The sequence below is a fragment of the Streptomyces sp. NPDC047971 genome (assembly GCF_040653355.1).
Taxonomy (GTDB): Bacteria; Actinomycetota; Actinomycetes; order Streptomycetales; family Streptomycetaceae; genus Streptomyces.
Window position 1 is genome coordinate 1 of record NZ_JBEZNW010000017.1, and the last position, 20,703, is coordinate 20,703.

Sequence of the window (20,703 nt, forward strand, 5' to 3'; positions counted from 1 at the left end):
CCGTCCGTGGCCTGCAGGACACGGTCATCGGTCGTGCCGTAGACCACCGACGCCTGGGTCTTGCCGTTCGGCGTCGTGATCGACTGCAACAGACCGGCGGACCGCTTCGCGGCCTGGTACTGCGTGGAGATCACGGAGGCGGGAAGCGGCTCGGAGTAGACGGCGACCTCGGCCATCTGTCCCGTGAAGTGCCCGAGCTTGTCGTTCGGGTTCATCGACGGCCAGCCGTCGGTGTTCACACCGGCGCCGAGGCTGATGTAGGGCTGCGCCCAGTCGTTGATGGTGCCGCTGAGGGAGCCCTGCGAGACGCCGTCGAGGTACAGGGTCTGGCTGGTGGCCATACCGGTGAGGACGGCGTTGTGCCACTGGCCGTCGGTGACGGTCGCGGTGGACGTGATCGTCGACATGCAGCCGGGCGACATGGCGAGGCACCCGCGCAGCTTGCCGTCCATGCCGACGTAGACCGCGGGGGTGTTCTTGGTGGTGTTGGCGACCGGATCGGGGTCGCTCAGCGGCTTGTCGCCGTAGTAGAAGAGGACACCGCCGGCCGTGGTCGTCTTGAACCACAGCGACACCGACGTGTACGAGGGCGTCGCGCCGGGGGCGCTGGGCATCTCGACGTACGAGGTCGTGCCGTTGAAGGTGGCCGTCTTCTGCGTCGAGCCGGCGAGCACGGACGAGCCGCCCAGGGTCACGTTCTTGTACGTGCCGTTGTACTGGCCCTGGTTGGCGTCGATCGCGTCGGCGGCCACGGTGCCGGACGTCTCACCGAGGCGCCAGTAGGCGAACGGGTCGGCGTCGAGGACCGTGGTGCGGTAGTGGTTGCCGGTGGCGTACGTGTACGTCGTGCACTTGGTCCAGTCCGCCGGCGGACAGACCTTGGTCAGCTGGTCGGCCGTGTAGCCGTACTGCCAGGTCTGGGCCGTGGCGGAGTCGCCCGCGGTGGACGGGTCGGTGGCGACCGTCTGGACGTGCCAGGAGGTCGCTCCGGCCGGCTGGAACCAGGCGAGGGTCAGCGACCGCTTGGACGTCGTGTTCGTGATCTTCGTCAGCCGCTTGTTCGCGTCGTACGCGAACGTCTCGGTGCGGCCGGCGAAGTCCTTGATGCTGGAGATCGCGTAGACGCCCGCCTTGGTGGTCGCCTGCGTGAAGGAGTAGGCGGTGAAGTCCTTGTCCGTCAGCTGGTAGCCGACGGCCGGCGTCGTCACCGCCTCCAGACGCGCGTAGCGGCCCAGCGGCGGTACGAAGGTGCCGTCGCTGTTGCGGCCGAACGCGACCTGCTCACCACCGGGGTACGTGATCACCACGCTGGTGACCGTGCCGGCGGGGTCCTTGACCTCGGCCGCCTTCATGTCGACGACCGTCGACCAGCCGGCGCCGAAGGCGCTGTCCACCCGTGGGTCGAGGCTGTTGTAGGAGCGGTCGATCTCCAGGGACGGGCCGATCACCTCCACGTCGGCGTCGGTGTCCTCGGTGGTGTAGTTGCCGTCCGAGGGGTCGAACTCGTGCCCGTCGGTGTTCATCGACAGGCCCGAGGTCACCGGCGGCTGCGGCACCGCTGTCGTGAAGCGGCCCGACTCGACGACCTCCGTCGTGCCGTCGCTGACGCCCACGAGCCACTCGTAGTTCTTGCTCCACTTGAGCTTGCCCGCGGGGATCTTCCAGCTGCCCTTGGTGAGCGCGGCGGAGGTGGCGACGGGCGTGCTGCTTCCGCTGTCGGCGTCGTAGACCTCGAAGGTGTACGACAGCGGGCTCGGCCCCTTGTCGGCGTCGCTCGCGTAGACGAGCAGCTCCGGCTGCAGGGTGTTGGCCTGGAAGTTCTCCGGCGGGTACTGGGCGTTGACCTGCGGCGCCGTGTTGGCCGTATAGGTCAGCTCCAGTGCCGGACGGAAGCCGGCCGTCGCCGAGTTGTCCGAGTGGAACTTCTTCCAGTGGAACATGTTGCTGGTGGGCGCGGTGAGCGCGAGACCGTAGTTGGCACCGCCGCCGGCGACCTGGTTGAACCAGGTGGTCGACAGCGAGACCGGCATCTTCACGCCGACGCTCGCCGAGCCGGAGCCGTTGGAGCAGGAGGCGCCGGGCGCGGGCGTGGCCGTGCCCATCGCGGAACCGTACGAAGGGCCGGGGTAGCCGGTGACGCCGGACGGGGTCCAGGACTGGGTCACCGGGTGGACCGTGAACGACCGCGGTTCGCAGGTCGAGGACCACAGCGCGTACACGTTCAGGGTGGCGGCGGTGACCCGCTTGCCCGCGAGCGTGGTGCCCAGCGAGGAGAACTGCAGGAAGGAGTTCGCCTTGTTGGTCCCGGAGTCGTACGACCCGACCTTGATCTGGGTCTCTGTGGAGTGGTCACCGGGGATGGTGTTCTGCGTGTACGTGGAGTTGGACGCGGTGACCGTCGGGTCGACGGTCACCGGGTAGACCCGCTCGGGGGCGTCCAGCCAGCCACGGTCCGCGGTCATCCGCAGCGCGGGCCTGCCGTCCACGGTGGCCAGTTCGTAGGTGACGGCGCGCGACTGGGCGGCGTCACCCGAACGCGGGTCGATCTTCGAGTCCTCCATGTACGCGTGCGGGATGGTCGCGGTGACCGTTCCGTTCGCGTCGGTGAACTCGACGTCGCCGTCGGCGGCGATGCGGGGGGTGAGCCCCTTCACGTCCAGCGGGAAGGTCCAGGAGTTCGCCGCCTGCGGGGAGCGCAGGACGATGTTCTCCTTGAAGCCCTCGGCCAGCGGCACGAGTTCCACGTCGGTGTCGGGCAGCACGGCCGCGTACGTCACCGAGCCGTCGGCGCCCACGGTGGGCTCGGCCCGGGAGGCGCCGCGCAGCGCGTAGCCGAGGGAGCGGCCCGCGCCGAAGTCGACGGAGGCGAGCTGCTGGTCGGCCGCGTCCGCCGCGAACTCGACGTCGAGCGAGTTGGCGCGCTGCTGGAGCCGGCCGTCGCCGTCCTCGGTCAGCCGGGTGTCGATCGGCTTCCAGGTGCCGTCCGCGGCCTTGAAATTGGTCCGGCCGCTGAAGTGCCGGACCGTGGTGGAACCGTCGGCGTTGACGTAGAAGTCCGAGGTGGCCGTGGACTTCGTCGCGTCGCGCTTGCTGGTGCGGATGTCGAAGCTCTTCGCGCCGCCGGGGGCGGAGCCGCTCCTGGCCCGTTCGGGCTTGTCGGTGTGCCGCTCGAACGGGTCGAGTTCACCCTTGCCCTTGCCGGGCTTGCGGCCCGCGTCGCCTTCGGCGCTGGTGGCATCGGACGAGGCGTGGTGCCCCTTGCCGCGGGCGGTACCGCCCTCCTGGTCAGGGGTGTCGAGCGGATTCTCGTTGGCCCACTTCCACAGGCCCGAGAGGGAGAGTTCGGGCATGCGTATCGGAGTCAGCGTGGCCCCCATGGCCATCGCTGTCTCGGTGGTCAACATGCAGGAGAAGAAGGTCAGGACGAAAAGAGCCGTAGCCCTCAGCCGTCGTCGTCGACCGGAACGACCCGGTGGAGACAGCTGAGAGCCACGGACCCAACGTATGCGCATGGGCGAGCCTCTATTTACACGATGCTTACAGAGCTTCGCGAGCCTGCCCTAAGTGCGCACACCAGTTCCACTTGCAATCGAGCGCTTTACGGAATCGTTGCACGGGGGTCGGAACCTGCGGGTGACGGCTAGAGTCCGGCACTCCTGACGGCCTGTCTGACAGCGTCCGCTACAGCACTTTTGAGCCCCGGACCGGAGGGCACGAGCGTGACATTCCCGGCGCTCTTCGAACCGTCGACGACAACGAACCGGACCTTCGGGTACTTCTGGACACCTTCCTCGGTGACCTTCACCTGCGGGGCGCCGGACGCCAGGACCACGTCGCACTGACGCTGCATCAGCCCGTTGAAGAACGGGCGCGCGTTGCCCTCGGACTGCTCCCCCATCACCGGCACGAACGTGACCCGGACCCGGGTGTCCCCGGACGCCTCCTGCATCCCCTCCCAGACGGGGGCGGCCGGTGCTCCGGTCACGATGCCCTTCTCGCCGGTGAGGAGGCAGGCGTCGAAGTCCTTGTACTGGCGGGCCCGCGCGTCGGGCGGACCGTCCTGCTTCCCGCCGACGAAGAGCCAGACGCCCAGGAGGCCGAGCACGAGGACGGCGACGCTCGCCACCGTCCAGCCGGTACGGCCGCGCAGCGAGCCGGCGGCCGCGGAGAGCAGCCGCGGGAGGAGGGAAGTGGCGGCGGAATCGGACTTCTTGGCCGAATTGCGCCAGGTGCGCCTGGTCTTCACGCGTTCTCGCCCGTCGTCTTCACGAGGCTGGTGGCGGGCTGCCCGCCCGCCGGGGCCGCGGGCTCCCCGGACGGCGCCGCGGGCTCGGCGGCGGGCTGAGCGGCGAGAGGGGCGGTGGGCCGGACGGCGAGGCAGTGCGCCGTCGCCGCGAGCGTGGATCCGCCCAGCAGCAGGACGTCCAGCGCGAACTGGGCGCCCTCCGTGCCCTCGGGAGTCAGCGCGACCTGGAACCACCAGCCGACCGACAGGGCCGTGAACGCGACCGCCGCCAGCCAGTCGCCCCGGGTTCCCCGGCGCAGGGCGAGGACGAGGGAGGGCACGAGACCCAGCACTCCGAGGCTCAGCAGCGGAACGACCGCGAGCGCCACGCGCGCGGGAACGCCCGGGAGGGCGGACCCGGTGCTCGGAGGGGCCGCTATCTCGGAGGCGACGGCTTGCTTCACGGTCGATGACCTCTCGGGGACGTACGACGGGGACGCCGTACGGTACATCCCGCGCCCCCGTACGTCTCCCCCGGGGCGGCGCCGCCCGGGTTCACAGCCGGTGGCGGACCCACACGTTGGGCTCGACGTAGACGGCGTAACCGCGTGCGGCCTCGCAGTGGACGGGGACGAGCGCGCCCTCGACCTCGACCGGGCCGTCCGTGTCGAACGGCAGGCCCGTCCACGCGCGCCACTGCTCGACGGAGCCGCCGATCGTCATCGAGGCGGGCGCGACGGCCTCGATCGTGGCGCCCGCGCGGACATGGACGCGCAGCCACGGGTCGTACGGCAGACCGTCGGACTCGCGGGTGCGGAAGGCGTACTCGTGGATGGAGGCGGCGGCCTCCAGGTGCTTGCCGTTGGGACGGACCGGGGCGACGACCTCGGAGAAGCCGAGGCGGCGGGCGTTGTCCCGCATGGCCTCCAGCATCCTCGCCGAGATCCCCTGACCGAGCGCGCTCGTGTCGACGGTGACCTCGATCGCGCTGACGGTGTCGGGGGTACGCCCCTGCCGCCGGTCGGAGAAGGCCCAGAGCAGCACCTGGTCCCAGCCGGTGGCGGGCAGGTCGCCGCGGCCCTCGGCACGGAGCTGGAAGGGGACGCTGAGCGCGCGGGCGACCAGCCGGCCCTCAGAGTCGGTGGCGACGAGGACGTACTCGGGCAGTTCGGCGACGATCCGCCCGAAGTGGGACCAGCCGACGGGGTCGTACATCACGAACTCCGGCCAGAGGTCCTTCATCCCCCACATCGGAGCTTCGAGCTCGGGGCGTTCGGCGAGGGTCGTTATGTTCAGCTCCATGAGGGCGCAGGTTAATGATCGTTCGCCGGCGTCCCAACCGATTTACGGCGCCGTGCCGTCGTGCCCCTGGTGCGCGGCGGCCAGCCGGTCGCCGAGGTCGCTCCGCCGGTAGAGCACCTGGCGCCCGGCGCGGGCACGGGCGAGGAGTCCCGTGGCGTGCAGCACGCGCAGGTGCTGGGACACGGCGCTCGGGGTGACCCTGAGGCGGCGGGCGATCTCGATCGTGGCCAGCGGCTCGGCGAGGAGGGCCAGGAGCCGGGCCTTGGGGGCGCCGAGGAGCGCCACCAGGGCGGTCGCGTCCGGGGTGGGGGGCGCGTTCCACAGCGTCGCCACGCCTCGGCTCGGATAGGAGAGCACCGGCGGTTCCTCGGGGCTGAGCGGAGGCGCGGGCTTGTGCGCGAACACCGAGGGCACGAAGAGCAGTCCGCGACCGGACGCGGCGACACGGTGCCGGCCGATCATCTTGTCGATGTGCAGGACGCCGTCGTGCCAGCGCAGGTTGGGGTGCATGTCCGCGAACAGCAGGCGGGCGCCGCCGACGGCGAGCTGCCGCGCCCGGTACGTCATGTCGGCTTCCAGGAGCAGGCGTATCCGTGGCCAGATCGGTTCGACGGCGATCTCCCAGTACGTCCGCAGGAGTTCGCAGATGCGGTCGCGCAGGGCGACGACGGGCCCGTCCTCGGCGGCGGCGGCCTCGCGCAGGGGTTCCGGAAGCGGGTCCGGCGCGTGGGTGGCCGGCAGATCGCGGCGCACCGTCCGGGGGTCGGTCCGGCGGACCACGGCCAGTTCCTCCTCGAAGGCCGGGGCGAAGACGGCGGGCCGGGGGGTCAGGAAGTCGGGCAGGGTGCGCCTGCGCGAGACCAGGGACATCAACAGGCCGGTGTCGAGGGCTTCGAGGCGGGCGAGTACGGACCTGCGCCACGGGAGGTGCAGCACGGACAGTCCCGGGTCCTGCAGTACGCGCAGGCTGACCACCGTCTCGTGCAGGGGCGAGACGGCGAACCGGGTGTCCGCCAGATCCTCGACGCCGAGCTCGAAGCTGATCATTGAGCCATACGCTACATCGATGGGAGCCGTCTCATCGATGCCGTGGACTGTGCCCATGACACACACAACTGATGGGCGGCGTACGGCGATCGTCACCGGTGCGGCACGGGGTATCGGGGCCGCCGTGGCCCGACGGCTGGCCCGCGAGGGGTTCGCGGTCGGTGTGGTGGACCTGGACGAGGCGGACTGCGCGGACACCGTCGAGGCCGTCGTCGGCGCCGGTGGATCCGCGACGGCGGTCGCGGCGGACGTCTCCGACGAGGCCGCGGTGGCGAGTGCCGTCGCCCGGATCGCCGCCGAGCTGGGGCCGCCGACGGTGCTGGTCAACAACGCCGGGATCGGTCCCCGCGCGGAGCTCGTCGAGATGACGACGCGGCAGTGGGACACGGTGACGGGCGTCAATCTGCGGGGCCCGTTCCTCGTGACCCGGGCCGTCTGTCCGCACATGATCGCGGCCGGCTGGGGGCGCATCGTGAACATGTCCAGCATCTCCGCGGTCGGCGACGCCGCCCGCGTGGACTACGGCAGCGCGAAGGCCGGTCTGATCGGCTTCACCAAGTCGCTCGCCCTCCAGCTCGGGCGGCACGGCATCACGGCCAACGCCATCGCGCCGGGGTTCGTCGTCAGCGACATGACCCGGGCGTCGGCCCGGCGGCTGGGCCGCGATTTCGAGGAGTTCCGGAGCAGCGCCGCGCGGTCCATCCCGGTCGGGCGGGTCGGCGAGCCGGAGGACATCGCCCACACGGTGTCCTTCCTGGTGAGCCCGGACGCGGGGTTCGTCTCCGGGCAGGTGATCTACGTCGCCGGCGGACCGGTGGACTGACGCCGCCGCGTCGGACTCCCCGGGTGCGGTGGTGACCCGCGCTGGTGCGGCCCGTGCCCGGTCAGCCGCCGCACTGGCGCAGCATCGTCCTCTTGTCCGGCGCGGTCACCGGCATCGCGTACTTCGCGGCGACCTGGGCGAAGCGGACGGCGTAGGCGCACCTGATCCCCTTGTCGGGCGGCAGCCAGGACGCGGGGCCCGCGTCGCTCTTGGCGGAGTTGGCCCGCCCCTGGACGGGGATCAGATTCAGCGCGTCGTTGGCGAACTGCTTGCGCTTGCTCACCGGCCAGCGCGAGGAGCCCATCTGCCAGCTGTACGACAGCGGCACCACGTGATCTATCTGCACCTCCGCGGCCTTCGACTTGCGCCACTCGATGGTCGTCCCGGTGTACGGGTCGTGCAGCGTCATCGCGACGACCACGCAGTCGGAGCCGGACCGGAAGCGGAGGTTCTGGGCATCGCGGCGCAGCAGGTCGTTCCGGGTGTCGCAGCCGTTCCTCGCCAGCGGCACCCCGTCCGCCGTGTCGATCCAGGCATGACCGAACTCGTCCCGGTCGTATCCCGTCTTCGGCCCCCGGCCCTTCGTGGACAGCGCCTCGATGAGTTTGCGGGCCGCGGCCTCGTCCGCGTCCGTCGACACGGGTGCGAGTCCCGGCTTGGTCCCGTCCGGATTCTCCAGCGGGCTGACCGCCCGTCCGTCCGGCGCGGCGGGCCCGCCGGGGGCCCCGGGGTCGGCCGTGCAGCCGGCGGCCAGGAGGGCCGCGGCGGCAAGTGCGGTGAGGGGAAGGGACTTCGGGTACCTGGGCACGCGGGGATCCTAGCCAGGCCCTTCGCGGTCCAGACCACTGAGCCGTTCGGCGCGCGGGATCGAGAGGGGACGCGTAGCGTCGAATGAGTGGTTTGTCCCCTTACTAAGGAGTCACACACGTCATGGGGATCATGGACAAGCTCAAGGGCATGATGGGCCAGCATCCGGACAAGGCCGATCAGGCCGTCGAACGCGGCGGAGACATGATCGACCAGAAGACCGGCGGGAAGCACGCCGCAAAGGTCGACCAGGGTCAGCAGAAGGCGCAGGAGTACATCGACAAGCAGCGGGGGCAGGACCAGCCTCCGACCTGACTCCTCCTTCTCTTCCGTGCGGCCGTGGGGCGCCTTCGCGCACCCCACGGCCGCGGCCGTGCCGGCCGGCGCGGACAGCCCCGCGCCGTCAGATCCTGCCGATTCCCAGAGTGTTCTCACCTGGCAGCAGCCCCGAGCCGATGACGGCCAGCCAGGGGCCGCCGAGCAGTTCGGCGAGTCTGGCGGTCGACTCGGGGCCGAGGGCGGCCCAGGGGGCGGCGGCCAGTTCGTCCGTGCGCAGTTCCACCCGCGCGCGCAGCGCGCGCCCGGCGTCGGTGACCGAACCGTCGGCGGCGAGGAGGCCGCGGGCGGTCAGTCGGTCGCGCGCCGCCGACCAGGCCCGCGCGCTCCAGCCCCGGCTCGCGAAGGTCTGCTCGGACGCGGCCCCGACGGCGGCGAAGGAGACCAGGGCCTCGACCGGGTCGAGGCCGGCGGCGAGGAGGGCGACCAGGTGGCCGTCCCCGCGGTGCTCGCGCAGGATGGTCGCCGCCTGCCAGAGGACGAGGTGCGGGGCCTCGGGCCAGGGCAGCTCGGCGTTGGCGGCGGCGAGCGGGCGGCCGGCCGTCACGGCGGCGTCGGCGGCCCGCCGGGCGAGCGCGGCCGCCTCGTCGAGGTCGGGCCCTTCGACTGCCGTGGGGCCGAGGAGGGCCCGGTAGGCGCGGTCGACCGCGCGCAGCCGGGCGTCCAGCACGTCGGACGGCGTCGCGGTCCGCCAGACCCCGGGCACGTACCGGGCCACCATCTCCGGGCTGAAGCTGTAGAACGCGGAGCCGACCCGCTCCGCCCCGGCCGGCCCGAGGGGCGCGGCGCGCCACGCGAAGTAGCCGGGCCAGCGCTCCCCGACCTCGTAACCGAGCGCCCGGGCCTCCTCGACCGCCTCGGGGGCGTAGTAGAGCAGCGCGTGCAGCGGTTCGAGCAGATGCCACATCTGCCGTACGCGTCCGGGCTCCACCGTGCGCTCGGCCGCCGTTCCGATCTCCGTACCCATGTCCGCCTCCTCCGCCGCCCCACTCATCTTGACATTGACTAGATTGCCTCCGCCGCCGCGAACTTGTCAATGCCTAGATCCTGCGTAGGCTGCTGTCCATGAGCAGTCGGAGCACCTACCACCACGGCGACCTGCGGCAGGCGATCCTGACCGCCGCCCTCGACGTCATCGCGACCGAGGGCCCGTCCGCCCTGAGCCTGCGCGATCTGGCCCGCCGCGCGGGCGTCTCGCACGCGGCCCCGGCCCACCACTTCAAGGACCGCGCGGGACTGCTCACGGCCGTCGCGACCGAGGGCTTCGACCTGCTCGCGGCCGCCCTCGCCGAGGCCGACGACCTGCGGGACGCCGGGGTGCGGTACGTGCGCTTCGCCGCCGAGCATCCGGCGCACTTCCAGGTGATGTTCCAGCCCGATCTGCACCGGCCCGACGATCCGGAGCTGCTCGCCGCCAAGGACCGGGCCGGCGCCGGCCTCCGGTCGGGCATCGCGAGCGTGCCCGCCGACGGCCGCGGCCCCGACCCGCGACTCGCGGGCGTCGCCGCCTGGTCGCTGGCCCACGGCTTCGCGACCCTGCTGCTCTCCCACAACCTCGCGGGCCCGATCGGCGACCAGGACCCGGAGGAGGTCTTCCGGACCGTCGCCGGCCTGCTGTTCGCACCCGAACCCGTACGGCCGCCCCAGGAATAAGCGGAGCCCGGCTCCACTTGGTCACGTACATGACGACGAAGACCACGAAGGCCCCCCTGCCGTCCGCACGCCTCGCGACCGCCCGCCTCACGACCGTCGCCGCCTTGACCGCCGCCGTCCTGACCGCCGTTCCGCTCAGCGGCGCCACCGCGGGCGAGAAGCGGCACGACGGCGCGTGGCGCGGCGCCTGGGCCACCTCCCCACAGGCCGCGACCGCCCCCTTCGGCCCCAACTGGTCCCAGCAGGGCTTCGCGAACCACACGGTCCGCCAGGTCGTCCGCGTCACCACCGGCGGCACCAAGGCCCGTATCGAGCTCTCCAACCGCTACGGCACGACACCGCTGCGGATCACCGGAGCGACCGTGGCCCGCACGGACAAGGGCGCCTCGGTGAAGGCCGGTTCGGTCCGGCAGCTGTCCTTCGGCGCGGACCGCTCCGTGACGATCCCCGCCGGCGGCACGGCCCACAGCGACGGCGTGCCGTTCCCGGTGCGGGCGCTGGAGTCGGTGACGGTCACCCTCTACCTGGCCGCGCCCACCGGCCCGGCCACCTTCCACCACTTCGCCTCCGCCACCAGCTACCGCGCGGACGGCGACCACCGCTCCGATCGCGACGGGACCGCGTTCGAGGAGACCAGCGGCTCCTGGTACTACCTCACCGGCGTCGAGGTCGGCGGCGGCGCTCCCGCCCGACGGGACGGCATCGTGACGTTCGGCGACTCCATCACCGACGGCGTCGGCTCGGGCCCCGGGGTGAACAACCGCTACCCCGACGAGCTGGCCGAACGCTTCGCCGCCGCCGGGAAGCCGCGGAGCGTCCTCAACCACGGCATCGGCGGCAACCAGGTCACCAACGACACGGTCTGGGCCGGCGAGAAGGGCATCGCACGGTTCAAGGAGGACGTCCTGACCGAGCCGAACGTCCGGACGGTCATCCTCCTCGAAGGCATCAACGACTTCGGCGGCAGCCTCCCGCGCGGCGTCGTCGCCCCCACCCCCGAGGTCTCCGTCGAGCGCCTGATCGCCGGCCACCGCACGCTGATCCGACAGGCCCACGCCCGGGGCATCAAGGTCGTCGGAGCGACCCTCACCCCGGTCAAGGGCTCCTTCTACGACACCCCGGCCGTCGAGGCCAAGCGGGACGCCTTCAACCACTGGGTCCGCACCTCCGGCGCGTACGACGCCGTGGCCGACTTCGACCGCGCCGTCGCCGACCCGTCCGACCCCGACCGCATGCTCCCCGCCTACGACTCGGGCGACCACCTCCACCCGGGCGACGCCGGGTACCGGGCGATGGCCGATGCGCTCGACCTCGACGCACTGTGAGGCACCGGGGCCGGTCCCGGCCGGCCCCGGACCTTCCCTACGACCCCAGGATCGTCGTCAGGAACTCACCGGTCCACGCCAGCAGTTCGCGGCCGACCACCGGCTTCCCGCCGATCTTCCCGCTCGTCGGGCGCGGCACCAGGATCTGGTGGACGGCCGGCTTGATCACCGTCCGCGGGTAGAGCCGCTTCAGCCGCAGCTCCTGCGACTCCCGCAACTCCACCGGCGCGAAGCGGATGTTCGGGCCCTGGAGGACGATCTCGCCGACGCCGCAGGCACGGGCCAGCATCCGCAGACCGGCGACCAGGAGCAGGTTCTCCACCGGCTCGGGCAGCTTGCCGTAGCGGTCGGTGAGCTCCTCCCGTACCGCCTTGACGTCCTCCTCCGTGGTGGCGGAGGCGATCGCACGGTACGCCTGGAGCCGCAGGCGCTCGCCCGGCGCGTAGTCGTGCGGGACGTGCGCGTCGACCGGCAGCTCGATCTTGACCTCCAGCGGCGGCTCCTCCTCCACCCCGCCCTCCAGAGAGGCGCGGTAGTCGGCGACCGCCTCGCCCACCATCCGTACGTACAGGTCGAAGCCGACGCCGGCGATGTGACCGGACTGCTCGCCGCCGAGCAGATTGCCCGCGCCCCGGATCTCCAGGTCCTTCATCGCCACGTACATGCCCGCGCCCATCTCGGTGTGCTGGGCGATCGTCGCCAGCCGCTCGTGCGCCGTCTCGGTGAGCGGCTTCTCCGGCGGGTACAGGAAGTACGCGTAGCCGCGCTCGCGGCCACGGCCGACACGGCCGCGCAACTGGTGCAGCTGCGACAGGCCGAAGTTGTCGCCGCGCTCGACGATGAGCGTGTTGGCGTTGGAGATGTCGATGCCGGACTCGACGATCGTCGTGGAGACCAGGACGTCGAACTTCTTCTCCCAGAAGTCGACCACGACCTGCTCCAGGGCCTGTTCCGACATCTGGCCGTGGGCGGTCGCGATCCGCGCCTCCGGCACGATCTCCCGCAGCCGCGCCGCGGCCCGGTCGATCGACTCGACCCGGTTGTGGATGTAGAAGACCTGTCCCTCGCGCAGCAGTTCACGGCGGATCGCGGCGCCGATCTGCTTCTCCTCGTACGGGCCGACGAAGGTGAGGACCGGGTGCCGCTCCTCCGGCGGGGTGGTGATCGTCGACATCTCGCGGATGCCGGTGACCGCCATCTCCAGCGTACGGGGGATGGGGGTGGCGGACATCGTCAGGACGTCGACGTTGGCGCGGAGCTTCTTCAGCTGCTCCTTGTGCTCGACGCCGAAGCGCTGCTCCTCGTCGACGATGACCAGGCCCAGGTCCCTGAACGTGGTCTCGGAGGAGAAGAGGCGGTGCGTGCCGATGACGATGTCGACGGCGCCGTCCTTGAGACCCTCCAGCGTCGCCTTCGACTCGGTCTCGGTCTGGAAGCGGCTCAGCGGGCGGACGTTCACCGGGAACTGCGAGTACCGCTCCGAGAACGTGCCGAAGTGCTGCTGCACGAGGAGCGTGGTGGGGACCAGGACCGCGACCTGCTTGCCGTCCTGGACCGCCTTGAAGGCCGCGCGGACCGCGATCTCCGTCTTGCCGTAGCCGACGTCGCCGCAGATCAGGCGGTCCATCGGGACCGTCTTCTCCATGTCCTCCTTCACCTCGGCGATGGTGGACAGCTGGTCGGGCGTCTCCGCGTACGGGAAGGCGTCCTCCAGCTCCCGCTGCCAGGGGGTGTCGGGGCCGAAGGCGTGGCCGGGGGCCGCCATCCGGGCGCTGTAGAGCTTGATCAGGTCGGCGGCGATCTCCTTGACCGCCTTCTTCGCCCGGGCCTTCGTCTTCGTCCAGTCCGCGCCGCCGAGCCGGTGCAGGGTGGGCGCCTCCCCGCCGACGTACTTGGTGACCTGCTCCAGCTGGTCGGTGGGGATGTAGAGGCGGTCGCCGGGCTGGCCCCGCTTGGCCGGGGCGTACTCGACGAGGAGGTACTCGCGGGTGGCGCCCTGCACGGTCCGCTGGACCATCTCGATGTACCGGCCGACGCCGTGCTGCTCGTGGACGATGTAGTCGCCGACCTCCAGGGTCAGCGGGTCGATCGTCTTGCGCCGCTTGGCCGGCATCCGCTGGCCGTCCTTGCCGGCCGCCTTCTGTCCGGACAGGTCGGTCTCGGTGAGCACGGCCAGCTTGAGCGCCGGGTCGACGAATCCGAAGTCGATCGAGCCGGTCGCCACGTGGACGACGGACGGGGTGACCTCGGCCAGGTCCGCGTCGAGCCGGGCCGCGATGCCCTCGCCGCCGAGGACCTCGACCGTGCGGGTCGCCGGGCCGTGCGCCTCGGTGACGTAGACCGTGCGCCAGCCGTCGGCCAGCCAGCCCTTGGTGTCGGCGAGCGCCCGTGCCGTGTCGCCGCGGTACGTCTCCGGGGCGTGCATGCCCAGCTTCACCGTGTCGGTGTCCAGCGTCTCGTCCGCCGCGAACGGGGATACCGACCACCACATCGTGCCGAGCTCGCGCGCCCGGTCCCGTACGTCCGCGATCCCCCACAGGGACGCCGCGCCGACGTCGATCGGGGCCTCGCCGCCACCGGCGGTGGCCGCCCAGGACGCCTGGAGGAACTCCTGCGAGGTCGCGACGAGGTCGGCGGCGCGCGTGCGGACCCGCTCGGGGTCGCAGACGACGGCCATCGCGCCCGCGGGCAGGACGTCGAGCAGCAGCTCCATGTCGTCGACGAGGACGGGCGCCAGGGACTCCATGCCCTCGACGGCGATGCCCTCGGCGATCTTGCCCAGCAGCTCGCCCAGCTCGGGGTGCTCCTCGGCGAGGGCGGCGGCGCGCCGCCTCACCTCGTCGGTGAGGAGCAGCTCGCGGCAGGGCGGCGCCCACAGGCCGTGTTCGGCGACTTCGAGGGAGCGCTGGTCGGCGACCTTGAAGTACCGGATCTCCTCGACGTCGTCGCCCCAGAACTCGATCCGGAGCGGGTGCTCCTCGGTCGGCGGGAAGACGTCCAGGATGCCGCCGCGCACGGCGAACTCGCCGCGCTTCTCGACCAGCTCGACGCGGGAGTACGCGGCGGCGGCCAGGCCCTCCACGATCTCGTTCAGGTCCGCGGTCTGCCCGGTGCGCAGGGAGACGGGCTCCAGGTCGCCGAGACCCTTGACCTGCGGCTGGAGCACGGAACGTACGGGTGCGACGACGACGGAGACCGGGCCGGCGGCCGGGTCGTCCGCCGACGGGTGGGCGAGGCGGCGCAGCACGGCGAGGCGGCGGCCGACGGTGTCGGAGCGGGGCGAGAGCCGCTCGTGCGGCAGCGTCTCCCAGGACGGGTAGTCGACGACCGTGTCCGGGTCGAGGAGGCTGCGCAGGGCGGCGGCCAGGTCCTCGGCCTCCCGGCCGGTCGCGGTGACGGCGAGGACGGTCCGGCCCGCCTCGCGGGCGAGCGCGGCCACGGCGAACGGGCGCGCGGCCGGGGGGCCGACCAGATCCACGTGCATGCGGTTGCCGTCGGCGGCGGCCTTCACCGCCTCGGCGAGGGCCGCGTCCTTGGCGACGAGGTCGAGCAGACCGTGCAGGCTCATGGACTTCCATCCCGGGTTCGGACTACGGGGGCGGGCAACGCGAACAGCCCGACACGTCGAACGGGCCGGGTGGTCCCGGCGCGGCGGCCGGGGGTGACCCCAGCCTACGACGTGGGTGGGACACCGGCGCGGCCGAAGGGCCGGGCCCCGGGGGGTGAAGCGGCGGGATCCGGCCGCCCGGGGCCCGGCCGAGGGGCCGCGGCCCTCCCCTCGGCCGGCCCGCGCCCCGCCCCTCGGGCCGCGGCCCGGCGCGCTCGGGACGCGCCGGTCCTGCCCGCCCGGTCACGGCTGCGGCCCCCGGTGGACGTGGTCCACCGGGGGCCGGACAGCCCGTGGGGGCACCCCCGTGACTCCCTCGGGACCGCGCGGTCTCCCCGGGGCGGCGCGTCCCGCGATCTACTCCGTCGCGATCGCGTTCAGGACGTTCATCCGGCCCGCGCGGAACGCCGGGACCAGCGCCGCGAAGAGGCCCACGAACGCCGAGCCGATGAAGACCGTCAGGATCGTCGGCCACGGGATCTCCAGGACCCCCAGGCCCTCCAGGGCCAGCAGCTTCTGGGCCGCCGTGCCCCAGCCCATGCCCAGGGCGAGGCCGAGCAGGGCGCCGAAGAGGGCGATGACCACCGACTCCAGGCGGATCATGCGGCGCAGCTGGCGGCGCGAGAGGCCGATGGCCCGCATCAGGCCGATCTCCCGGGTCCGCTCGACCACCGACAGCGCGAGCGTGTTCACCACGCCGAGCACGGCGACGATGATCGCGAGGGCGAGCAGTCCGTACACGATGTTGAGCAGCTGGCCGACCTGGTCCTTCAGGTCCTGCTTGTAGTCGGCCTGGTTCTGCACCTTGTACTGCGGGTAGGCGGCGAGCGAGTCCTTGAGGGCCGCGTACGCCTCCTTCTCCTTGCCGTCCTCCGCCGTCGCGAACATGATCATGCTCTTGGGGAGCTTGTCCGCGGACAGGTTCCGCGCCGCGGTGGTGACGTTGGTGTACATCACGCCCTTGTCGACGTTGTTCTCGTCCGAGGTGATCGCCGCGACCTTCAGCTTGGCGGTGTCGCCGCCCTTGAAGGCGACGGTCAGCTCGTCGCCGACCTTCACCCCGTGTTCGGTGGCGTAGTCGCTGCCCACCGACATGGCGTTCGTGCCGTACGCGGCCGAGAGCTCGCCGGCGACCGTGTCGCGCCGCAGGTCCTGCGCGTAGGTCGGCTCGGCGGCGACCAGCCCCTTCTCCACGGGCTTGCCGCGCGGGTCGGTGATGGTCGCCTCGACCCAGGTGTACTCGGTGACGTGGCTCAGTCCGGGCGTCTTCTCCACGGCGGTCTGGGCCTGCGGCATGACCGGCTGGCCGTTGGCGGACTGGATGATGAAGTCCGCGCCGACCGAGCGGTCCAGTTCCTCGGTGGCGGAGGCGACCATGGACGAGCCGACCACCGACAGGCAGGCGACGAGCGCGAGCCCGATCATCAGGGCGGCGCCGGTGGCGCCCGTACGGCGCGGGTTGCGCAGCGCGTTGCGCTCGGCCATCCGCCCGACGGGGCCGAAGACCCGCAGGACGATCGCGCCGAGGACACGGACGACACCGCCCGCGAGGAGCGGGCCGACGACGATGAAGCCGAGGAGCGAGAGGACGATGCCGAGGCCGAGCCAGAGGGAGCCGGCCGATGCCTTCTCCGCCTGGGTGGCGGTCCACAGCGCGGCCGCGCCGCCCAGCGTGAGGAGCAGGCCGATACCGCCCCGCACCAGGCCGGCCTTGCCGTCGGCCGGGGTGCCGGCGTCCCGCAGGGCGGCCATCGGGGAGACCTTGCCGGCCCGGCGGGCCGGGATGTACGCGGCGAGGACGGTGACGACGATGCCGAGGAGGAGGCCGACGGCGGGCGTCGTCCACTTCACGGTCAGGTCCTCGGTGGACAGCTCCATGCCCATGGAGGACATGAGCTCCATCAGGCCGACGGCGAGTCCGACACCGGCCGCGACACCGGCGATCGAGCCCACGACGCCGAGGAGGACCGCCTCGACGAGGACGGAGCGGTTGACCTGCTTGCGGCTGGAGCCGATGGCCCGCATCAGGCCGATCTCCCGGGTGCGCTGGGCGACCAGCATGGAGAAGGTGTTGACGATGAGGAAGATGCCGACGAGGAAGGCGATTCCGGCGAAGCCGAGCATCGCGTACTTCATGACGTCGAGGAATCCGGCGACGTCCTCGCGGCCCGCGTCGGCGACCTCGGCCGCCGTCTGGAGCGTGTAGCCTCCGCCGACCGCGGCGGCGATGTTGCTCTTCAGCCTCTCGTCGCTGACCCCGGGCGCGGCGTCGGCCGTGATCTGGGTGAACAGGCCCTCCTTGCCGAGGAGTTCCCGCTGCGCGGTGGCGGTGTCGAAGTAGACGACGGTGGCACCGGGGTTGGTGACCTTGAACTCGACGATGCCGGAGATCTTCGCCTTGAAGTCGCCGGTGACGGCGATGGTGCGCAGTTCGTCGCCGATCTTCAGCTTGTGCTTCTCGGCGGTGCCGGCGTCGACCATGACCTCGGTGGGGCCGCGCGGCTCGTGGCCGGAGGCGACGTCCACCGAACGCAGTTCGTTGGAGCTCCAGTTGACGGCGATGGTGGGGGCGCCGCTGGTGGGCCCGAGGTTGTTGTTCCGGGAGTCGACGACGGTCACGCTGAGGGAGATGACCGAACCCTGGGCGGCCTTGACGCCCTCGGCCCCGCGGACCCGCTCCACGAGCGAGGCGGGCAGCGTCTCGGGGCGGCCGGTCTGCGGGGTCTCGTCGTCGACCGCCGCGTCCTTGGGGCTGAGGGTGACGTCGGAGGCGGTCGAGGCGAAGAGCTTGTCGAAGGTGGTGTTCATGGTGTCCGTGAACACCAGCGTGCCGCTCACGAACGCGACGGAGAGCAGGACGGCGATGGCGGAGAGCGCCATGCGGCCCTTGTGCGCGAAGAAGTTGCGCAGCGAGGTCTTGAGCACGGTCATGACGTCCGCCCGCGCGCGTCGAAGTCCTTCATGCGGTCGAGCACGGCGTCGGCGGTGGGCCGGAACATCTCGTCGACGATCCGGCCGTCCGCGAGGTACAGGACGCGGTCGGCGTGGCTGGCGGCGACGGGGTCGTGGGTGACCATCACGATGGTCTGGCCGAGCTCGTCGACCGACTGCCGCAGGAAGCCCAGCACCTCGGCCCCGGCGCGGGAGTCGAGGTTTCCGGTCGGCTCGTCACCGAAGATGATCTCGGGCCGGGCGGCGAGCGCGCGGGCCACGGCCACACGCTGCTGCTGACCGCCGGAGAGCTGGTTGGGGCGGTGCTTGAGGCGTTCGGCGAGACCGACGGTGGAGACGACGCGGTCGAGCCACTGCTGGTCCGCGCGGCGGCCGGCGATGTCCATCGGCAGCGTGATGTTCTCCAGCGCGTTGAGGGTCGGCAGCAGGTTGAACGCCTGGAAGATGAAGCCGATCCGGTCGCGCCGCAGCTGCGTCAGCCGCTTGTCCTTCAGCCCGGTGATCTCGGTGTCGTCCAGGAAGATCTGGCCGCTGGTGACGGTGTCGAGACCGGCGAGGCAGTGCATCAGGGTCGACTTGCCGGAGCCCGAGGGGCCCATGATCGCGGTGAACTGCCCGCGGGCGATGTCCACGTCGACGTGGTCGAGCGCGACGACCCTCGTCTCGCCCGCTCCGTACGCCTTGACGACCTGCCGCGCCCGCGCGGCGACGGCCGTGCTCCCTCCAGTGTCCCCGCGCTGGGGGACGGTCACAGCCGAAGTCACGGTATGTCTCCTCAAGATGGGTGTTGCGTCGGAACGCGTAGGTCGAGTGGGGCTCATGTCGAGTCTCCGGGGCGCCGGGGAGGCCGGTCACTGGTGCTCGTCGCACTCTTCGCCCTGGGGTTTTCCGTAAGACCAAGCTAAAGACGGACAGGGCTCCTCCTCGTCCTCCGCCGGGACGAACGGGCCCTGCCCTCTATGGGGGAGGCCCCCCTAGGGGTTCTCCACCCGTGGATCGAGTGAGAGGCTGAGCCGAGCGGATTAGATGTACGACCCATTCAGGTCGGTGCCGGCGGGGCCGGCGGGCGCGGCGACGGGCGGGTCGGCACGTGGAGAGGGGATTCCCTGGTGAGCAGGACGACGACGCGGCAGGTCACGCCTTCGGCCACCACGCCGCGCGGACGCGGACCCGTCGTCGCGGCGCTCATGCTGGTGATGGGCCTGACCGCGCTCGACGGCACAGTGGTCTCGACCGCCGTGCCCCAGATCGTGGGCGACCTCGGCGGCCTCTCCGTCTTCTCCTGGCTGTTCTCCGGCTACCTGCTCGCCGTGACCGTGACGCTGCCGGTGTACGGCAAGCTCTGCGACACCTTCGGCCGCAAGCCCGTCCTCGTCGCCGGCACCGTCATCTTCCTCGTCGGCTCCCTGCTGTGCGCGTCGGCCTGGAACATGGGCTCGCTCATCGCGTTCCGCGTCGTCCAGGGCCTCGGCGGCGGCGCGCTCCAGGGCACGATCCAGACGATCGCCGCCGACCTCTACCCGCTGAAGGAACGCCCGAAGATCCAGGCGAAGCTCTCCTCGGTATGGGCCACCGCCTCGGTGGCCGGACCCGCCGCGGGCGGACTCCTCGCGGGGTACGGCGACTGGCGCTGGATCTTCCTGCTGAACCTGCCCGTGGGCCTGCTGGCCCTCTGGCTGATCGGCAGGTACCTGGTGGAGCCGGAGCGGGCGCCCGGCAGGACGCCCCGGAAGGTCTCCGTCGACTGGGCCGGCGCCCTGGCCGTCTTCGCGACCGGGACCCTGCTCCTCACCGCGCTCGTCCAGGGCGGCGTCGCCTGGCCGTGGCTGTCCGCGCCCTCCCTCGGCCTCTTCGCCGGCGCCCTCGTCCTCGCCGCGGTGACCGTCCTCGTGGAACGGCGGGCCGCCGAACCGATCATCCCTGGCTGGATCTGGCGCCGCCGCACCATCGCCGCGGTCAACCTCGCCCTCGGCGCGCTCGGCCTGGTGATGGTCGCCCCCACCGTCTTCCTGCCCACCTACGCCCAGGCCGTCCTCGGCCTCGGCTCCATGGCCGCCGGCTTCGTCCTCTCCGCGATGACCCTCAGCTGGCCGGTCACCGCCGCCCTGTCCAACCGGGTCTACAACCGGATCGGCTTCCGCCGCACCGCGATCATCGGCATCACCCTCGCGCTCCTCGTGCTGCTCGCCTTCCCCTTCCTCCCCTTCCCCGGGGAACCGTGGCAGCCGGCCCTGCTGATGCTGCTGCTCGGCGGCGCGCTCGGCTTCTTCCAGCTCCCGCTGATCGTCGGCGTCCAGTCGACGGTGCCGTACGAGGAGCGCGGGACGACGACGGCGTCCGTCCTCTTCTGCCGTCAGGTCGGCCAGAGCGTGGGCGCCGCCCTCTTCGGCGCGATCGCCAACGGCGTCCTGGCCGCCCGCCTCGGCTCGGGGCAGAACCTGGACAGCCTCGCGCCCCGCCTCGCCGCCGCGGACGACACGCTCCGCCGCGCGATCGACGCGGCCGTCGACTACGTGTACCTGGGTGCGGCGGGCGCCGCCGCTCTGGCCCTGCTGGTGCTGCTGGTCCTGGCCCCGCGCCGCTTCCCGATCCTGGGGGAGGAGGAGCGGCCGGGGGAGGCGTGAGG

The 20,703-nt window shown here is 71.9% G+C and carries 15 protein-coding genes; 5 read left to right on the forward strand and 10 right to left on the reverse strand.

Annotated elements, in window-relative coordinates; all coding sequences use genetic code 11:
• The 5 genes from AB0D99_RS17830 to AB0D99_RS17850 form a co-directional block, all read right to left on the reverse strand.
• Nucleotides 1–3,404: LamG-like jellyroll fold domain-containing protein (locus AB0D99_RS17830; RefSeq protein WP_362362251.1), on the reverse strand; the 3,404-nt coding region annotated here is incomplete at its 3' end.
• A 236-nt stretch (nucleotides 3,405–3,640) separates the two neighbouring features.
• On the reverse strand, nucleotides 3,641–4,246 hold the full coding sequence (locus AB0D99_RS17835; RefSeq protein ID WP_362362254.1) for a BMP family ABC transporter substrate-binding protein: 606 nt from the start codon (nucleotides 4,244–4,246) through the stop codon (nucleotides 3,641–3,643).
• Nucleotides 4,243–4,689, reverse strand: coding sequence for a hypothetical protein (locus tag AB0D99_RS17840; RefSeq protein ID WP_362362257.1), 447 nt, complete (start codon nucleotides 4,687–4,689; stop codon nucleotides 4,243–4,245). The genes AB0D99_RS17835 and AB0D99_RS17840 overlap by 4 nt, the downstream gene beginning before the upstream one ends.
• A gap of 91 nt (nucleotides 4,690–4,780) precedes the next feature.
• Entirely contained in the window at nucleotides 4,781–5,527 is a 747-nt protein-coding gene (locus AB0D99_RS17845) for an N-acetyltransferase (protein WP_362362260.1), read from the reverse strand.
• 42 nt (nucleotides 5,528–5,569) lie between these two features.
• Nucleotides 5,570–6,574, reverse strand: coding sequence for an ArsR family transcriptional regulator (locus AB0D99_RS17850; RefSeq protein WP_362362263.1), 1,005 nt, complete (start codon nucleotides 6,572–6,574; stop codon nucleotides 5,570–5,572).
• Nucleotides 6,575–6,629: 55 nt separating this feature from the next.
• On the opposite strand from AB0D99_RS17850, the gene fabG reads away from it, so the two are divergent.
• Complete coding sequence (gene fabG, locus AB0D99_RS17855) at nucleotides 6,630–7,397, forward strand: 3-oxoacyl-ACP reductase FabG (RefSeq protein ID WP_362362266.1); 768 nt, start codon at nucleotides 6,630–6,632, stop codon at nucleotides 7,395–7,397.
• Nucleotides 7,398–7,458: 61 nt separating this feature from the next.
• Here fabG and AB0D99_RS17860 read toward each other — a convergent pair whose 3' ends face one another.
• Nucleotides 7,459–8,151 (reverse strand): HNH endonuclease family protein, encoded by a 693-nt coding sequence (locus tag AB0D99_RS17860; RefSeq protein ID WP_362362592.1) that lies wholly within the window; start codon nucleotides 8,149–8,151, stop codon nucleotides 7,459–7,461.
• Nucleotides 8,152–8,327: 176 nt separating this feature from the next.
• On the opposite strand from AB0D99_RS17860, the gene AB0D99_RS17865 reads away from it, so the two are divergent.
• A complete protein-coding gene (locus AB0D99_RS17865; RefSeq protein WP_362362269.1) occupies nucleotides 8,328–8,519 on the forward strand; it encodes an antitoxin in 192 nt (63 codons plus the stop codon).
• Between the two features lie 88 nt (nucleotides 8,520–8,607).
• Here the strand turns inward: AB0D99_RS17865 and AB0D99_RS17870 are convergent, their stop codons facing one another.
• Nucleotides 8,608–9,507, reverse strand: coding sequence for a hypothetical protein (locus AB0D99_RS17870; RefSeq protein WP_362362272.1), 900 nt, complete (start codon nucleotides 9,505–9,507; stop codon nucleotides 8,608–8,610).
• A gap of 98 nt (nucleotides 9,508–9,605) precedes the next feature.
• On the opposite strand from AB0D99_RS17870, the gene AB0D99_RS17875 reads away from it, so the two are divergent.
• A complete protein-coding gene (locus AB0D99_RS17875) occupies nucleotides 9,606–10,193 on the forward strand; it encodes a TetR/AcrR family transcriptional regulator (RefSeq protein WP_362362275.1) in 588 nt (195 codons plus the stop codon).
• Nucleotides 10,194–10,222: 29 nt separating this feature from the next.
• Entirely contained in the window at nucleotides 10,223–11,518 is a 1,296-nt protein-coding gene (locus AB0D99_RS17880; RefSeq protein WP_362362278.1) for an SGNH/GDSL hydrolase family protein, read from the forward strand.
• A 37-nt stretch (nucleotides 11,519–11,555) separates the two neighbouring features.
• On the opposite strand, the gene mfd is transcribed toward AB0D99_RS17880, so the two are convergent.
• From mfd to AB0D99_RS17895, 3 genes are all read right to left on the reverse strand, one after another.
• Complete coding sequence (gene mfd / locus AB0D99_RS17885; protein WP_362362281.1) at nucleotides 11,556–15,086, reverse strand: transcription-repair coupling factor; 3,531 nt, start codon at nucleotides 15,084–15,086, stop codon at nucleotides 11,556–11,558.
• Between the two features lie 396 nt (nucleotides 15,087–15,482).
• Nucleotides 15,483–18,056: an FtsX-like permease family protein gene (locus AB0D99_RS17890; protein ID WP_362362284.1), complete on the reverse strand. Its 2,574-nt coding sequence runs from the start codon at nucleotides 18,054–18,056 to the stop codon at nucleotides 15,483–15,485.
• The gene (locus AB0D99_RS17895; RefSeq protein WP_362362287.1) at nucleotides 18,053–18,841 is read right to left on the reverse strand and encodes an ABC transporter ATP-binding protein; all 789 of its coding nucleotides are present in this window, start codon (nucleotides 18,839–18,841) and stop codon (nucleotides 18,053–18,055) included. The genes AB0D99_RS17890 and AB0D99_RS17895 overlap by 4 nt, the downstream gene beginning before the upstream one ends.
• A gap of 342 nt (nucleotides 18,842–19,183) precedes the next feature.
• Between AB0D99_RS17895 and AB0D99_RS17900 the strand changes: the two genes are divergently transcribed.
• Nucleotides 19,184–20,701, forward strand: a complete 1,518-nt coding sequence (locus tag AB0D99_RS17900; protein ID WP_362362595.1) for an MFS transporter — start codon at nucleotides 19,184–19,186, stop codon at nucleotides 20,699–20,701.
• Nucleotides 20,702–20,703: the final 2 nt, after the last annotated feature.

Bases quoted from the DNA above. Each gene is read 5' to 3' on its own strand.
- AB0D99_RS17845 (WP_362362260.1), bottom strand. From the start codon at position 5,527: ATGGAGCTGAACATAACGACCCTCGCCGAACGCCCCGAGCTCGAAGCT.
- AB0D99_RS17850 (WP_362362263.1), bottom strand. From the start codon at position 6,574: ATGATCAGCTTCGAGCTCGGCGTCGAGGATCTGGCGGACACCCGGTTC.
- fabG (WP_362362266.1), top strand. From the start codon at position 6,630: ATGACACACACAACTGATGGGCGGCGTACGGCGATCGTCACCGGTGCG.
- AB0D99_RS17865 (WP_362362269.1), top strand. From the start codon at position 8,328: ATGGGGATCATGGACAAGCTCAAGGGCATGATGGGCCAGCATCCGGAC.
- AB0D99_RS17870 (WP_362362272.1), bottom strand. From the start codon at position 9,507: ATGGGTACGGAGATCGGAACGGCGGCCGAGCGCACGGTGGAGCCCGGA.
- AB0D99_RS17875 (WP_362362275.1), top strand. From the start codon at position 9,606: ATGAGCAGTCGGAGCACCTACCACCACGGCGACCTGCGGCAGGCGATC.
- AB0D99_RS17880 (WP_362362278.1), top strand. From the start codon at position 10,223: ATGACGACGAAGACCACGAAGGCCCCCCTGCCGTCCGCACGCCTCGCG.
- mfd (WP_362362281.1), bottom strand. From the start codon at position 15,086: ATGAGCCTGCACGGTCTGCTCGACCTCGTCGCCAAGGACGCGGCCCTC.
- AB0D99_RS17890 (WP_362362284.1), bottom strand. From the start codon at position 18,056: ATGACCGTGCTCAAGACCTCGCTGCGCAACTTCTTCGCGCACAAGGGC.